The sequence below is a fragment of the Epilithonimonas sp. KH_059 genome (genome assembly GCF_057838485.1).
Genome location: NZ_CM174468.1, coordinates 853,857 through 870,116 on the forward strand (window position 1 = coordinate 853,857; position 16,260 = coordinate 870,116).

Here is a 16,260-nt window from a genome sequence, read left to right on the forward strand (position 1 = left end):
CTCCACATAAAAAATAAACTGGATGCGATGTAGATAAAAATATTCATTATAAATAGGTTGTTTTAAATCGCACATAGCTTTTGAATGCTACAAATGCTTTCTCGGAATTAGACACTCGCACACGATTATTCAAAATATCTTTTGATGATTTTGATTTTATTTTTTTAAACAACGATAAATAATACTTATACGCCAAATAAACTCCAAAAATAGCGACAACGGGTAATTTTTTAATACCGATTAACGCCTCTTCGAACTCCTGTTCAATTTCCTTTTCTATCTGACTTTTCACATCATTATCGAATACTTTCATATCTACATTTGGAAAATAAGTTCTACCCATAACTTGATAATCCTCCTTTAAGTCTCGTAAAAAATTGATTTTCTGAAAAGCCGAACCTAACTTCATGGCATAAGGCCTTAATTCATCATATTTTTCATTCTTTCCCTCGGTAAAAACCTGTAAGCACATGAGTCCAACCACTTCTGCAGAACCAAAAATATATTCGTCGTACAATTCGGAATTGTAATCTATCTTCTGCAAATCCATCTCCATACTATGCAAAAATTGATGGATAAGCGTAGGGTCGATTTGGTATTTATGTACCGTTTCCTGAAAAGACTGCAAAATTGGATTTAATGAAATCCTTTCGGATAATGCATTTTCAGTTTCTATTTTTAATCGGGTTAATAATTTTTCTTTGTCATATTCATGGAAACTGTCCACGATTTCATCCGCTAGCCGCACATAGCCGTATATAGCATAGATTGCCGAACGAATGGAAGGCTTTAATGCTAAAATACCTAACGAAAAACTCGTACTGTATTTTTGTGTTATCATTTTACTGACCGAATAAGAAAGTTCGTCAAATAGTCGTTTCATAAGGTGTGTTTTTAAAGTTGATGAACTTCGCTTGCTACAATTTTCCCGGAAATAATGGAAGGGGGAACCCCGGGACCGGGAACGGTTAATTGACCGGTGTAGAACAGGTTATTTAATCTTTTGTTTCTTATTTTTGGTTTTAGTACGGCGGTTTGACTAAGTGTATTTGCTAGTCCGTAGGCATTGCCTCCATAGGCGTTGTAATCGGTCATAAAATCAGAAACACAATAACTTTTTTTGTACTCAATTTTTGATTTTATATCGACCATTCCCGTATGCTTTTCTATTCTTTCAAGCATTTCGTGCAGATATTTTTCCCTAATCGCTTCTTCATCGTTTATTCCGATAGCCAAAGGCATCAGTAAAAACAAGTTCTCTTTTCCTTCGGGCGCCACACTTGGGTCTGTTTTCGATGGACAACAAACATAAAACAACGGTTTTTCAGGCCATTTTTTATCACCATAAATGCAGTCGATATGCTCATCCAGATCGTTCTCAAAGAAAAGCGTATGGTGTTTCAGGTTGCCCATTTTTTCGCTAACTCCTAAATAATAAATCAAACTGGAGGGGGCAAACGTTTTTTGCGCCCAATAATTTTCATCATAATTTCTATATACAGGGTCTAAAAGTGTTTCTGTATGATGATAATCAGAGGATGCAATAACGGCATCGAATTCATAGGCTTTACCGTCAATCGTCAAGGATTTCACTTTGTGCTTGTCTGCATTAATTTTTTCCACTGCTGCATTAAAATGAAAAGTTGCCCCTTGTTTTTCTGCTACTTGTTGCATGGCTAATACCAACTGATAAAAACCTCCCATAGGATAATGTGTGCCTAAAGCGTACCCTCCGTAGTTCATTAGACTGTATAAAGCAGGTATGTTTTTAGGCGAAGCTCCAAGGAAAATTACAGGAAACTCCATCAAGGTTCTTAATTTTTCATTTTTGAAATAGCGAGAAACGTAACTTCTAAAGTTGCTGAGTAAATCTAATTTTAAAGCACTTTTCGCTATTTTAGGAGAGATAAATTCACCCCAATTATGACAAGGTTTAGTGACAAAATCTTGCATTCCAACTTCGTACTTGAATTTTGCCGATTCCATGAATTTCTCCAGTTGTATTGAGGCTCCTTTTTCAATCGTTTCAAACACAATTTTTAATTCCTCTAAACTTTCAGGTACCTCCAGTTTCTCATCTGAAAAAACCATCTCAAATTGCGGATTTAAAGAGATTAAGTCAAAAAAATCGGATGTTTTAAACCCAAAATCTTTAAAAAATCGCTCAATTATATCAGGCATCCAATACCAACTGGGTCCCATATCGAAGACATAGCCTTCGCGGGTAGTAAATTGTCGTGCTCTTCCTCCCGGTTGGTTGTGTTGTTCAAAAACATGTACTTCGTGACCCGACTTTGCACTGTATGCCGCCGCAGACAATCCCGAAAAACCGGACCCTATGATTGCTATTTTCATTTCACTTTATTTTTGCTGACTTCCTTTAATAAATTCTCTGAGTCAATGTTTTGCTCATAAATGGGTAAATGGAAATCATTTAGTTTATTAAGAAGTCGTATCAATTCCATTTTTTCGATGTGATTAAGATTACCCGTTACTATTTCAGTGGCCTGCCTAATCTTATCCATTTGAGTATCTAAGGCTTCTAATCCTTCTTGAGTTATCGAAATAACCCTGCTTCTCTTATCAAGGGATGAGCGATTTTGCTCCACAAAGTTTTGCGCTATTAAGCGATTTATAATTTGCATTCCAGAGGGTTTTTCTTGTACATTTTTTTTAATCAATTCCATCTTGGTCATTTCACCAAAAGCTTTTAGATTTATTAAGAATATAAAATCTTCCTGTGTAGAAAAATTAGATCCAAAAATGGCCGATTTAGAATAACTTTTCGCATAACGATTCATATGTATAAGCAGTGTATTGATAACACTATCTGCACTTCTACCTTTTTCTTTACCTTCCCAATACGGCTCTTCTTTGCTGTCTAGTATCGTGTTATTTGTTACTATCCAATGGATGAAATCTTCCACAGAAGAATTAGATCTGGTACGATTCCCTTGTTCATATTGTTCTACTAAATCAACAACCTCTTTTATCAATTGATAATTCATTACACCTTAAATTTAGGATGTAAATGTACTAATTATTTTTTAAATAGTATTTTTTTAGACTAAAATAAACAAAATATACTTTACATTTGCACCAAGTAATTTTTTATTACAATGGAAAAAATCATTTTTATTGTTTTTGCAGTTCTACTGAACTTTAATTTGAATGCACAAAATGTAGGTTTCGTATCGGGTGTGGTAAAGGATAAAAACACACAAGAAGAACTGGTTGGCGCAACGCTCAAATTCATCGGAAAGGATACTATTTACACGACTACGGATGAAAAAGGGGATTTTAGTATAAAATTACCAGTAACAAAGTACAATATTGAAATATCGTCTTCTGGATACATTCCGATGATTGTATACAATATCAATGTGGGTTCTGGGAGTACTCAAATACTTCAATATGAACTGGATGAAATAAGCCAAGAATTGCAAGAAGTAGTCATTAAAGCAGGTAAATCGGTCAGGGCTACGGATATGATTACACCCCTGGCAACCCAACGATTAACATCGGAAGAGATAAAAGTAAATCCGGGAGGTAATTTTGATGTTTCAAAAGTGATACAAGTGTTGCCCGGTGTAGCCGGCGGCACGACTCCCAATCGAAATGACATAATTGTGCGAGGTGGGGGTCCGAGTGAAAATGTGTATTACTTAGATGGTATTGAAATCCCTGTTTTAAATCACTTTCAAACGCAAGGTGCAAGCGGTGGTGCCACAGGAATTTTGAATGTCTCCTTTATCCAGGATGTTCAATTGACATCGTCCGCCTTTAATAGTAAATATGACAATGCACTTGCATCCACTATTGTCATCAACCAACGAAATGGAAACCCGGATCGTTTGAGTGGTAACGTCCGACTTTCGGGCAGTGAATTTGCGATTATGCTGGAAGGTCCATTAAGTAAAAAGACCACATTTATGGCATCTGCAAGAAGGTCTTATTTGCAGTATTTATTCAAACTACTCGATTTATCCATTCGTCCTGATTATTATGATTTTCAATATAAAATTAATCATAAGATCGACAAGAAAACCGAAGTGAATTTTATCGGTTTGGGAGCGATTGATAATTTCAAACTCGCAATTCCCAAAAATAGCGATGCCAACAATGAATACATCAATCGAGCAAATCCTCTCATTCAACAATGGAACTACACGGTAGGAGCCAATTTGAAACGATTAGTAAACAACGGCTATTTCAACCTTGCGTTAAGTAGAAATATGTTTTTTAATGGCGCAGAACGATATGAAAATAACGCTCTAAAAGAAGGCAATAAATTATATTCTCTCAGGAGCCATGAAACCGAGAACAAGTTGCGTTTTGACATGAATAAATTTGAAAACGGATGGAAATACAGCTACGGTGCTGATGCCCAATATGTGAAATACGATGCGGATGTATTTAGTACAATTAAAGAAGAACAAAAAGATGAAGAAGGAAATATAATCTCGCCCGCGGTAAATTCTACAAGCAATTCGGCCATTGAATTTTTCAAATTTGGACTGTATGGACACGTGTCAAAATATTTTTTTGAGGACCAATTATTGGTATCCGGAGGTATAAGAACGGATGTGAATACGTTCACAAAAACTGGTTTAAACCCACTCCAATCCTTATCTCCAAGGATTTCATTTTCGTATCTTCTGAGCGACCAATGGAAACTTTCAGGATTGGTTGGCAGTTATTATAAACTTCCCGTTTACACCATGCTGGGTTTTAAAGATGATTCCGGAAATCTAACGAATAAAAATCTGAAATACACCAATGCAATCCATTATACGATAGGGACAGAATACGTTCCTAAAAACGATTTGCGACTTACCTTTGAAGCCTTTTACAAGGATTACCGAAATTATCCCGTTTCCTTAACGAATGGAATTTCTTATGCCAATATTGGAACCGATTATTCTGCAGTGGGTGGCGAGCCTTATATTTCCACGGGAAAAGGCAGGGTGTACGGACTAGAGGCCTACATACAACAAAAATTGGTAGAAAATTTATTTTATGTGGCCAGTGCCACGCTTTACAAATCCGAATTTGCTGGGATCGATGGAAAATTTAGATCTTCGACCTGGGATTATGGTTTTGTATTATCGAGTACTTTCGGTTACAAATTCAAAAACAATTGGGATGTTGGGGTAAAATATCGAATGGCAGGTGGACAACCTTACACGCCTTTTGACCTTGCGACTTCCACCGCGTTGTACTTGACCAACGGAAGGGGAATTTATGATTATACCCAACTAAACAGCAAGCGACTTGGAATTTTTAATCAGTTGGATTTAAGGGTCGACAAGAAATACAATTTCAAAAAAGTGAGTTTGAATCTCTTTATTGATTTTCAGAATGTTTTAATGGACAAAACCCCTAATTTACCCAAGTTTACCTTTGAAAGATTGGACGATAATTCGGGATTTAAGACCACAGATGGCCAAACCATAAAATCAGACGGAAGCAATGCGATTCCGTTAATCTTAAATGAGGAGTCCGCCACGATTGTACCCTCTATTGGATTTATTGTGGAGTTTTGATTAAGTAGGAATAGGGAAAGTAGAAAATTCAATCGGACATGAAATCGAGTGGATTAAGAAATTCTGTTTACCCGTATTTGATACAGATATAATCGCTAAAGCTTATTTTATTTAATGCAAAGCGCTTTCCATCGTATCATACTGAAATACAAATCCTGCATCTATTATTTTCTCATTACTTACTTTCGAGCCTTCTAAAAGCATGGCAGCCATTTCGCCAAACATCAACTGAATAATAAATTTGGGGGCATTGGGTAAAAAGCTCTTTTTGCCAAAAGATCTTAACAATAATTTTGAGAATTCATTCATGGAGATAGGCTGGGTACTCACGGTGTTGAAGATTCCCGATAGTTCGCTCTCGCTTAGAATAAATTCATACAAACGAACTAAGTCACGTATATCTATCCACGGCATGAATTGTTTCCCATTCCCTAGAGCCGTATTGATACTCCACTTGGCTAAGGATGCCGTTTTAGCATACATGCCACCCTCTTTACCAATGATGATCCCTTTTCTCAAGACAATGGTCCTTATCCCTAATTGATTAAATTGAAAAGCCGCATTTTCCCATTCTTTGCAGATATAGGCTAAAAAATCTGTACCGTTAGGGGATAACTCCGTAAAAACCTGCTCCGTGGTTACAGCTCCATAATAACCTACGGCGGAGGAAGAAATAAGTGCAGTAGGTTTGTTCTCAAGTTGACGTACATACTTAAACAATAAATTAATTGATTCGACTCGGCTATCGACAATTTCCTTTTTTCGCTTTGCGGTCCAACGTTTTTCAGTAATATTAGCACCCGTAAGATTGATTAGGACATCCACTCCCTCAAAAGCCTTTTCATCTATTATTCCCTTTTCAATATCCCACTGAAAAAAATGCAAATTTTCGTTTTTAGAGCTTTTTTTAGTTCTAGTTAAAGCGTGAATTACATGCCCTTTCTGCAATAAATATTGAGTTAGATGTTTTCCAATAAAGCCAGTACCTCCAGCGATCAATAGGGTATTCATTACGTGTTTGTTTTTAGGTTATTTAACTTATTATTAAAAGTGAAACACTATCTCAGAAATGGTTTTACAAACGTATACTTTAACACAGTTTCTAATTTTTCACTCGTAATTATCTTTCCTTGTGTTCCTGAATTTTGGACTAAACTAGGTAAATCCAATCTCTTTTCTCTACGTAGTGCATCGTAATATTCCGCTTTGGTAGGATGATAAGGTGCTACGGCATTGAAGATTTCACCCCCAATTTCTTGTTGAATTATTTGTATAAGGATACCCAAACAATCCTCTAAATGTATAAAATTGATAGGCCTATCTGGATCTTTCATTTTATTTTGTGGGCGAAGAAAATGAAGTGGATTTCTATCTTCGCCTATCAATCCCCCGAAGCGAACAATGGTGGTTTTAAAGTGTTCATTGCTTCTCAATAACTGTTCTACTTCTAACAGCTGCTTACCCGATTCCGTCTCTGGCCCAGGAACCGTTACTTCGGTAACCAAATCGTGACGACTATTCCCATAAACCGAAGTGGAACTAATAAAAATAAGTCTTTTTACGGTAGAATTTTGAATGTAGAGAATTAAATTCTTGATTTTAGCAACAAAATTTTCATTCGTATCTGTCTTTAGTTTCGGTGGAATACTAATTAGTAAAACTTCCTTATTATTTAGAAAATTTTCAATATCGCCTGCAACGGAATTCGTTTTCAAATCCAATAGAAACGGTTCTATTCCCACTTGCTCAAGTTTAAGAAAATCGGTTGTATTCCTAACGCTCCCATTTACGGCATATCCCATTTTAAAAAGGGCTTTTGCCAATGGGAATCCCAACCAGCCACAGCCCAAAATCGCTATTGATTTATTTGTATTCATTTCAATTTCTTTTTTATAAACGCATGGCAAACTTTTCATTTTGTAATCGTGGATTCAACACTCGAAAGTGCGCAGCAGCATCGAGGCCCGAACCTGCTGCCCATTGCCCGTTTTTCCTTCCCATCACAACGTAAACTCCCTCTATTTGACTTGCAAAAAAGGGAGCTCCAAAATTTATTTTTGAAATGAGATGTCTACTTATACACTTTTAAGGCACTTGTCAATAGATCCACCTGTGCATTGAGGGATTTGCTAGAGGGTTCCTTTCGTAGGGCCGCTAGTTTTAAATCCAGTCCCTTTTGAATGGTCTGAGCTAAGAGCATTTTCGCCTGTGCATTTTCACCTAACTGTCCATGCACCTGGGTAAAGATTTTGGTAATCTTGTGAGTGGCTAGGTAATCGTCTGAACTCATAATCCATTCGTATCCATTTTCAGCCGCCGCGCCTGCTACAGGGTCTCTAAATTTTAGAAAAGGATAAAAAGCAACGGTCGAGGCAATTTCTGCGCGGTGTTTCTCAATCTTATTCTCCACCACAATCGGAATCAAAACGGTCATGACATCAGAAGACAAACCTTCCAATTCCACAGATTCTAGTTTTTGTTTCGCCATTTGCGGATTGATCTGCGCAAGTGCCCCAAGAGAATTCCCTTTGATGGAATTGGATACCTCTGAAACTCCTTTTTCATACAGAGGTAGATACTTGGCATTTCCCGTTTTAGAAAGCGCACCAATGGCGGCTCCTCTTACAAGGGTTTTCTCATCGGAACTTGCCAGTTGCTCTACTTTAGCAAGCGCTGCTTTTTGATGGTCCGGTCTGGAAAGATCAAGTCCACTAAGCGCCTCAATTCGAAGTCTAAAGTTTGAATCGTTAAGTCCCTGCTTAAGCGTCTGAATTGCACTTGCATCCGTAAGATTTAAAGCGGCATTTGCAAGGGCATGCTGCTTAGGTAAAAACTCTTTCGCTGTTTGGTATTGAAGTAGATACTGCGCAGGGGTTTTCGATTCAGTAATCTCGCTTAACAGCACGCCGTCTGAATTTAGATTGACAAGTTTTGGATTTTTGCCAACTGGAATCGAAAACTCATTCTTCGCTTTTGCACTGACCCAAACAGTTTCTCTTTTTACGGCGTTATCTTCTACAATGTCCACTGCGATGGGGAATTCAAAATACCCTCCTCCTTGCGTCTGGGCAATGGAGAGTACGATTTCTTTTTTCACCGGTTCAAAGCGAGTGGTATAGGTAAGTTTAGGATGACCTCCTCCAAAATACCACTGAGTAAAGAACCAATTCAAATCCTTACCGGATACTTTTTCAAAAGCGAGACGCAAATCCGCTGCTTCTGCCGTTCCGTATGCATGCGTCGTCAAATACTGATTTAGTCCTGCGAAAAAGGCATCATCTCCTAGATAATTTCGAAGCATGTGCAGAATCCCTCCTCCTTTGTTGTAGGATACGGCATCAAACATGTCTTCTCTATTGTGGTAATTGTAGCGAACCAAATCTTTTGAGATATTGGAAGGATCACCGAAGTAGGCCTCTAGTTCTTTAAAGAGTCCATAGTCTGCTACGTCTTTTCCGTATTTGTGTTCGTTCCACAGGTATTGCGAATAGTTTGCAAAGGATTCGTTCAGCGTTAAATTGCTCCAGCTCTCCATGGTGACGAGGTCGCCAAACCAGTGGTGAAAGAGTTCATGGGCAATGGTATCTTCCCAAGAATTTTCATCCACCAATTGAGAGGGTTTTTGTTGAACGTCCTCTGCGTGAAGTACGGCTGTGGTGTTTTCCATCGCCCCACTCACGTAGTCTCTTGCGCTCATCTGCGCATATTTGTTCCAAGGATAATCGTAGTTTAATCGCTTTGAGAAAAACTCAATCATCTCGGGGGTGTGTCCAAAGATTTGCTTTGCGTAGGGTTCGTATTCTTTCTCTACATAATAATCCACAGGGATTTGGCGCCATTTGTCCTTGACCACGGCGTAGTCTCCTACTCCCATAAAGAAAAGGTACGGAGCATGCGGCTTGTCCATAACCCAGTAATCGGTACGAAGATCCTCACCCACGTTCTGTGAACTCTTTAATTCTCCGTTCGAAAGCGTGATGTACTTTCTAGGCACGGTCATGTAAATTTCTTGCGTCGTTTTTTGATTGGGTCTATCAATGGTTGGAAACCACACAGAGGAACTCTGGGTTTCTCCTTGGGTCCACACTTGGGTTGGCTTTTCTTTATCTTCTCCTAAGGGATTAATGAAGTATAGTCCTTTGGCATCCGTGATGGCCTGGCTTCCCTTTTGAGTCACCTGCTCCGGTCTTGCCGTGTACTTAATATAGACCTTGTAGTTTTCATCCTTTGCATAACGCTTGTCTAACTGAATCTTTAAAAGATCGTCTGCGTAGGTATACTTTAAAGGGCTTTTTGAGCTTCCTTTCTCTAGAGCCACTTCATGAATGGCCATGGCCTTCGCATCGAGAACGAGCGAATCACTAGGGTAAAAATAAGGACTTGCGGTAAGGGTTGCCTCCCCGTTTAATTCCATTTTAGAATAATCAAAACTCACCTTTAATAGGGTGTGCTTTAAACTGGTATATTTAGTGGAGGTAGCCTGATAAGGCTGGGTGCGTCCTGAATTTAAAGTCTGCGCCTCAAGGGAACATCCTAAAAAAAGACCGACAAGAGAAAGGGACAATAGAGTACGTTTCATACAACTGCATTTTAATAACTAGTCTCAAAATTAAGCCTAAAGTTACAAAATTGGCCCTGTAGATTCCTCTACCCCAGAGAGAATTCATAGAAACTTAACCTCTCTAAAGAAAACGCTTGTACGCTAAATCGATAAAATAGGAATCGAAATTTAGATTGCGACCGGCGCCTTAATTCCAGGATAAGGATCGTAATTCTCAAGCGTGAAATCTTCAAAATCAAAATCAAATAGGGATTTCACCTCCGGATTCAAACGCATAGTCGGAAGGGCTTTTGGCGTTCTTGAAAGCTGCCTTTCTACCTGTTCAAAATGGTTGTTGTAAATATGCACGTCCCCAAAACTATGAACGTAGTCTCCTACTTCAAGGCCTGTGACTTGCGCCATCATTTGAAGTAGCAAGGCGTAACTAGCAATGTTAAATGGCACACCTAGAAAAACATCGGCACTACGCTGATAGAGTTGCAAAGAGAGTTTGTTATCGGCGACATAGAATTGGAACATGGTATGGCAAGGCGCTAAAGCCATTTTTGAGATCTCAGTTGTATTCCATGCAGAGACAATTAATCGACGAGAGTCTGGATTGGTTTTAATTTGCTCTATGACCTGTGAAATTTGATCAATCACTTGTCCACCTGAACCTTCCCAACTTCTCCATTGCGCTCCGTAGACAGGACCTAAATCTCCATTCTCATCTGCCCACTCATCCCAAATGCTGACGCCATTATCGTTCAAATACTTTACATTCGTATCTCCTTTTAAAAACCAAAGCAGTTCATAAATGATAGATTTTAAATGCGTTTTTTTCGTGGTCACCAAAGGAAATCCTTTGGAAAGATCGTAACGCAATTGATAGCCAAAGATGCTTTTTGTTCCTGTCCCTGTGCGGTCAGTTTTATCCGTTCCGTTATCTAAAATATGCTGTAAAAGGTCAAGGTAATTTTGCATGGCTAATCTAAAAATCTAGGGGTTGGCTTAAATCTGAGCGTAAATATATAACATATATTTAAGTAAAGAAAGGCTAGTGTCTTTGATGTTCTTGGAATTTTCGGTAGAGTTTCAAAAGGCGAAGTTGCTTTTCGAAACGCGCCATAAAGCCCTTGTGGTGGAGAAGTGCGCCCGCGGCAAGCCCAATACACGCGCCCATTAAAGAATCTAAAAACCGCGCCCAAATTAGCGCATTGTGGGAAGCTCCGCTTCCTAAACTGGTCTCTGCCAAAAGGATGGTAAGAGGCGTAATAAAGATCACGGCAAAGAAATAATTGCGAACGACAAGGAGTTCAATAATGATTTGCAAAAGAGCAATAATGAACACGAGAGCAAGAGGCTGCGGTTTTAAAAGAATTAAAACCCAGGTGAGTCCAATCCCAATAAAGGTTCCGAGAACCCGGTGTGTATTTCTTTCGGTGGTATGCGTTAAATTTCGCCCTTGCAAGATGGCTAAGGTAGAGACTGGAATCCAGTAAGGACTTTGAGGATCCACTGCATATCCAAGTAGTAATGCTAAACTCACACCTACGCCTAGAATCAAACTTTCTGCTGTAATGGTATATCGGTTTCGTTTCGGTTTTACTCTTGGAATGTGCACCGTAGCTTTCGCAATAAAAACAGAGTACACAAAGGCAAGAAAGACCGAGACCATCGCTCCAAGAGCAAAGACCCCAATTCGAACGGGAAGCAGCTCTAAAGAAAATGGAAGGTTGGTAGCTACAGCAGCGACCATAATAAAAAAGAAATTCCGAGGGGGAGGGATATCAAAATATCCGCAAAGCCAGTGGGTTAACACGGCGATCAAAAAGAGCGAAAAGACGCTCCAATACGGATTAAAGGAGAACAGTAAGGAAGTGGAAAACGCCACGATCATTCCAAAGGCGCACACGATTAAGTGAACCATTCGTTTTTCAAGGGAAGCATGCGTAAAATAAAGGATCGTTAAGGCTCCAATGGAAGCCAAATTTCCGTAGGGCTGATTCTCAAAATACCAACCTGCAAAAAGACAGACCCCAATGCAGAGTCCCGCCAAAACTGGAAAATGCCAAAGCCTTTCGGTTTCCCTAATGTGAATCATGGAAGCCAAATTGCTTCTCAAAGGCGTTTGCAAGTTTCTTTTCATTTGGATCTTTTCTATAGATCATCTAAAATTTAGGATTCCGCCCTCGTCTCAAAACCTTTGGCCTTTTCCCAAAGCGCATCCATTTGCTTTTCGTCAAGTTCTGCGAACTCAAGTCCCTGCTCCCTAGCCAAAAGTTCCATCTTCTTAAATCGAGACACGAATTTTTGATTGCTTTTTTCTAGGGCAGTATCGGCATTCAGCCCACTAAGTCTCGCATAGTTGACAAGGGAAAACAGCACGTCTCCTAATTCTTTTTCTTTTAAGTCTAAGTCGGTTTCGTCTTCAAATTCGAGTAATTCCTCTTTTACTTTTTCCCAAGCGTCTTTGCTTGAGGCAAATTCAAACCCGACTCCTTTTACTTTCTCTTGAATTCGATGGGCTTTCACGATGCTAGGTCCCGATTTCCCTACACCGGACAAAACGGAAGTATTTCCTTCTTTTAGTTTTAATTTTTCCCAATTTTGTTTGACTTCCTCTTCTGAGCTCACTTTTGTATCGCCATAAATATGAGGATGGCGGAAAATCAACTTTTCGTTCAGCGAGTGAATGACGTCTGCAATGTCGAATTGTCCTTTTTCAGCAGCAATCTTTGAATAAAAAACGAGATGAAGAAGTACGTCTCCTAACTCCTTTTTAATCTCGGGCATATCCTCTTTTAGGATTGCATCCGAGAGTTCATAGACCTCCTCTAGGGTAAGAGGACGAAGGGAGTCTAGGGTTTGTTTTTGATCCCAAGGGCATTTCGCCCTAAGATCATCCATGATGTCTAATAGTTGGGAGAACGCTTGTAGTTTTTCTGATTTCACGTGCATAGTCAATCGCATTTTTCTGGACTCTACAGCCCAAATGGTTGGAATAAAGGTAAACTAAAAAAACTTTGTTACGAGGGGTAACAAAGTTTTTTTATTTCTTGAAGGTAAAGGAATTAACCTTGTTTTCTCTTGGTAGATTTCACCTGCGCTTTCGAACTGCTTGTGGCAGGTTTCGCTTTTGCAGTAGAAGGCTTTTTGGTTTTAGCCTCTGGTTTCTTCGCTGTCGTTTCAACGGCTTCTACTTTCGGAGCACTAGCCTCCTCTTCTACTTCCTCTTTCACAAAGCTCTCTGGCGTAATGTACCCTGCTTTGTGCAATGTGTTATACCACTGAACTAATTTCTTGATATCGGAAACATACACTCTCTCCGTGTCATAATTAGGAAGTGCTTTGTCCATTACTTCGCGAAGCTCTGCATCCGAAGACTTATGGGAAATAGACGGCTCGTAATTCACTTCTTTTGCAAGCGTTTCGAATACATCAAACAAAGGAACTTCTTTATCGAATGTAAACATGGCGATATTATCCAGAAGACTTACTTGGGAAGAATTTCCGATGCTCATTTTTTTCTTCGTGGTTACATCCTCAATAATAAACCCATTTTTAAGCTGTGAAACGAGCTTAAAAAGACCTGGTTTTCCAGAGATGGAAATAATTTTTTCTAACTGCATAAAGTATTGTCTTTAGTATTTAAACTTAATTAATAATAAGGCGATTCACTTATTTAGGAAACCGCATTTTGTAATTTACACTTACCTCTCCTTGTGAAATCTTAGAAAGTTTCCCTTTCACAAGCTTTTTCTTAAGCGGCGAAAGGTGGTCGGTAAAGAGTACGCCATCAATATGGTCGTATTCGTGTTGAATTACGCGGGCACGAATATCGGAAAAAGTTTCCGTATGTTTCACAAAATTTTCATCTTGGTATTCGATTACAATCGTCGGTTGACGCTTCACGTCTTCGCGAACGTCCGGAATTGACAAACAACCTTCGTTGAATTTCCACTCCTCTCCGCTCTCTTCTAAGATTTGAGCATTAATAAAGACTCTTTTGCCCTGTTTAATAAGCTCCTCTTTAATATCCGCGTAGTCTTCATCTTCTGCGAGTGGTGTGACATCAATCACAAACAATCGAATATCGAGGCCTATTTGTGGCGCTGCAAGTCCAATCCCATTGGCTGATTCCATGGTCTCGTACATGTTTTCAATCAATTCCTTTAAATTCGGATAATCAGGCTCAATGTCTTTTGCTACTTTTCTGAGGATAGGATCCCCAAAGGCACGAATCGGTAATATCATCTTTTTCTTAAATCTAAAAAATTCTGTAAAATTAATGTGGCACTCACCTTATCAATTAGCTCTTTGCTTTCGCGTTTCTTTTTGCTTTTTCCGCTTTGCGAAATGTAAAAAGAAGCCATTTTTGAGGTAAAACGCTCATCCAGTCTTTCGACAGGAATAAAGGGAAACTTGGCCTGAAACTCAGCAATAAATTTAAGAATATCGCCTTCCACTTCGGAGGGATTTCCACGAAGATCCGTGGGAAGTCCAACCACCATCGCTTCTACCGCATTTTGACTAAGGTAGGCCGTCAAAAAATCCATTAAGTTCACGGTTTCTACGGTGTCTAGTCCTGAGGCAATGATTTGAAAATCATCGGTCGCCGCAAGTCCGGTTCTTTTTTTACCGTAATCCACGGCTAAGAGTTGTCCCATGCTGCAAATTTACAAATTTTAAAAATTCTATCCCGAACTTCGTCTTATTTTAATTTTTTGTCTATTTTAGTTTCCCCAAACCAAAAAAACAAGACCCCGTGAAGACATTATTTTTGATTCGACATGCCAAGAGTGACTGGACCCACGAAGTCGAAGATTTCCAAAGACCCTTGAACGAAAGGGGCCATCAGAACGCTAGAGGCATGGCTAAGTTCCTTTTGGAAAGTGGCTTTGAGATTGACAGTTTTGTGTCCTCTCCTGCCAAAAGAGCCTTAACGACTTGCCGTTATTTTGCAGAAACCTACGGAAACTCTGCCATTAAAAAAGTAGAAGATCTCTACGAACCTTTGCTTGAAGATTTTTACAAAACCCTAGAGCGCACCTCAGATGAATTTAATTCCGTTGCCCTATTTTCTCATAATCCTACTATTAGTGAGTTCTTGTCGGACTTAGTTTCAGAATCGCGCGAGTTTTCGACCTGCACGGTGGCCATCGTGAAAATTGACTGCGAAAGTTGGTCCGAATTCTCAGGGGCAGAAAAAACCCTAACTCATTTCTTACTACCAAAAGAAATTTTAGACTAGAAATCATTCCGACAACAAAAGACACTCTTTTTAGTCCCATGTTACTATAGGGAAGTCGGGGCATCCGAATCTATTTTCCAAACCTTAATTTGGAAGTCACTCCGATTTCTTCAGGCCGCACACCTGCGAATTTTGAACTCATTTAAAGTGTATTTCTACACGGCACTTCGTATAGTAAATTCCTTCTCATTCTACTGTGGAATAAGGAGATGGGGACCAATGAGACTATCCGTTCGTAATTTCTGATAAAAAAAAACTGAATACATTGGAACTTCTTGAGGCTCAAAGATGATATTGAGATAAATACAATGCCATTTAATTCAAAAAGTCTGTTATTTCAATCGTATTTATTATTTTTGTATGAAATAACAAACGTTTTGAATTTAAAGAAGCAAATAATTCTTCCAAAATATACACAGTTACTTGAAGAGATGGGAGAAAATATCAAGCTGGCCAGAAAGCGACGAAAACTAACCGCGAATCAAGTGGCAGAAAGGGCAGGAATTGCACGCTCCACATTGTATTTGGTTGAGAAAGGTAATTCAAGTGTTTCTATGGGAGCCTACTTTAACGTTTTACGGGTTCTAGGATTGCAAAATGATTTTCTGAAATTGGCTGCCGACGATGAGTTTGGCAGAAAACTTCAGGATCTGAATTTGCTAAGATAAGTGAACTATGAAACTAGGATCATTTATCGCTTCGCAAACGGAAAAAGATTTTCTGAGCCATAAGCAATCGGGATTCAATCCGCACAGGATGGAAAAGGAAAAAAGGAATTCAATTTTGAGTAGAATTAAAATCAACTACTCTCTACGTTTAGGTAGATATTGCAAGTCTATATAAGTTCGGCAAAAATTTGATACTTTGCCAAACTTACATCCTAATTAAGCTTTGTTTTTTAGCGATTTAGATCTCAATAT

Annotated in this window: 15 protein-coding genes; 3 read left to right on the forward strand and 12 right to left on the reverse strand. The window is 38.9% G+C overall.

The window, feature by feature from the left end; all coding sequences use genetic code 11:
* Positions 1-46: 46 nt before the first annotated feature.
* From AC3IRX_RS03975 to AC3IRX_RS03985, 3 genes are read right to left on the reverse strand one after another with little or no spacing between them, the layout of a single operon-like run.
* Positions 47-883, reverse strand: a complete 837-nt coding sequence (locus AC3IRX_RS03975) for a phytoene/squalene synthase family protein (protein WP_489211172.1) — start codon at positions 881-883, stop codon at positions 47-49.
* 11 nt (positions 884-894) lie between these two features.
* On the reverse strand, positions 895-2,355 hold the full coding sequence (locus AC3IRX_RS03980; protein ID WP_489211173.1) for a phytoene desaturase family protein: 1,461 nt from the start codon (positions 2,353-2,355) through the stop codon (positions 895-897).
* Entirely contained in the window at positions 2,352-3,008 is a 657-nt protein-coding gene (locus AC3IRX_RS03985; protein WP_489211174.1) for a MarR family winged helix-turn-helix transcriptional regulator, read from the reverse strand. Before AC3IRX_RS03985 ends, AC3IRX_RS03980 begins: the two co-directional genes overlap by 4 nt.
* Before the next feature lie 111 nt (positions 3,009-3,119).
* Here AC3IRX_RS03985 and AC3IRX_RS03990 point away from each other — a divergent pair, with 111 nt between their 5' ends.
* A complete protein-coding gene (locus tag AC3IRX_RS03990) occupies positions 3,120-5,546 on the forward strand; it encodes a TonB-dependent receptor (protein WP_489211175.1) in 2,427 nt (808 codons plus the stop codon).
* Between the two features lie 111 nt (positions 5,547-5,657).
* Here AC3IRX_RS03990 and AC3IRX_RS03995 read toward each other — a convergent pair whose 3' ends face one another.
* The 9 genes from AC3IRX_RS03995 to ruvX form a co-directional block, all read right to left on the reverse strand.
* Positions 5,658-6,557: a TIGR01777 family oxidoreductase gene (locus AC3IRX_RS03995; RefSeq protein ID WP_489211176.1), complete on the reverse strand. Its 900-nt coding sequence runs from the start codon at positions 6,555-6,557 to the stop codon at positions 5,658-5,660.
* A gap of 47 nt (positions 6,558-6,604) precedes the next feature.
* Positions 6,605-7,423: an NAD(P)H-binding protein gene (locus AC3IRX_RS04000; protein WP_489211177.1), complete on the reverse strand. Its 819-nt coding sequence runs from the start codon at positions 7,421-7,423 to the stop codon at positions 6,605-6,607.
* A 194-nt stretch (positions 7,424-7,617) separates the two neighbouring features.
* Entirely contained in the window at positions 7,618-10,125 is a 2,508-nt protein-coding gene (locus AC3IRX_RS04005) for a M1 family metallopeptidase (RefSeq protein ID WP_489211178.1), read from the reverse strand.
* Between the two features lie 150 nt (positions 10,126-10,275).
* Entirely contained in the window at positions 10,276-11,070 is a 795-nt protein-coding gene (locus tag AC3IRX_RS04010) for a thymidylate synthase (protein ID WP_489211179.1), read from the reverse strand.
* Between the two features lie 73 nt (positions 11,071-11,143).
* Positions 11,144-12,235 carry an FUSC family protein gene (locus AC3IRX_RS04015; RefSeq protein WP_489211180.1) on the reverse strand — a complete coding sequence of 364 codons (1,092 nt, stop codon included), beginning with the start codon at positions 12,233-12,235 and terminating at the stop codon, positions 11,144-11,146.
* Positions 12,236-12,264: 29 nt separating this feature from the next.
* Positions 12,265-13,047 (reverse strand): nucleoside triphosphate pyrophosphohydrolase, encoded by a 783-nt coding sequence (gene mazG / locus AC3IRX_RS04020; protein ID WP_489211181.1) that lies wholly within the window; start codon positions 13,045-13,047, stop codon positions 12,265-12,267.
* Between the two features lie 113 nt (positions 13,048-13,160).
* The gene (locus tag AC3IRX_RS04025) at positions 13,161-13,718 is read right to left on the reverse strand and encodes a DUF5606 family protein (protein WP_459083592.1); all 558 of its coding nucleotides are present in this window, start codon (positions 13,716-13,718) and stop codon (positions 13,161-13,163) included.
* Positions 13,719-13,767: 49 nt separating this feature from the next.
* On the reverse strand, positions 13,768-14,343 hold the full coding sequence (def, locus tag AC3IRX_RS04030; protein ID WP_489211182.1) for a peptide deformylase: 576 nt from the start codon (positions 14,341-14,343) through the stop codon (positions 13,768-13,770).
* Positions 14,340-14,756, reverse strand: coding sequence for a Holliday junction resolvase RuvX (ruvX, locus tag AC3IRX_RS04035; protein WP_489211183.1), 417 nt, complete (start codon positions 14,754-14,756; stop codon positions 14,340-14,342). The genes def and ruvX overlap by 4 nt, the downstream gene beginning before the upstream one ends.
* A 98-nt stretch (positions 14,757-14,854) precedes the next feature.
* On the opposite strand from ruvX, the gene AC3IRX_RS04040 reads away from it, so the two are divergent.
* Both AC3IRX_RS04040 and AC3IRX_RS04045 read left to right on the forward strand, forming a co-directional pair.
* Positions 14,855-15,340: a SixA phosphatase family protein gene (locus AC3IRX_RS04040; protein WP_459083589.1), complete on the forward strand. Its 486-nt coding sequence runs from the start codon at positions 14,855-14,857 to the stop codon at positions 15,338-15,340.
* 377 nt (positions 15,341-15,717) lie between these two features.
* Positions 15,718-16,008 (forward strand): helix-turn-helix domain-containing protein, encoded by a 291-nt coding sequence (locus AC3IRX_RS04045; protein WP_489211184.1) that lies wholly within the window; start codon positions 15,718-15,720, stop codon positions 16,006-16,008.
* Positions 16,009-16,260 lie beyond the last annotated feature (252 nt).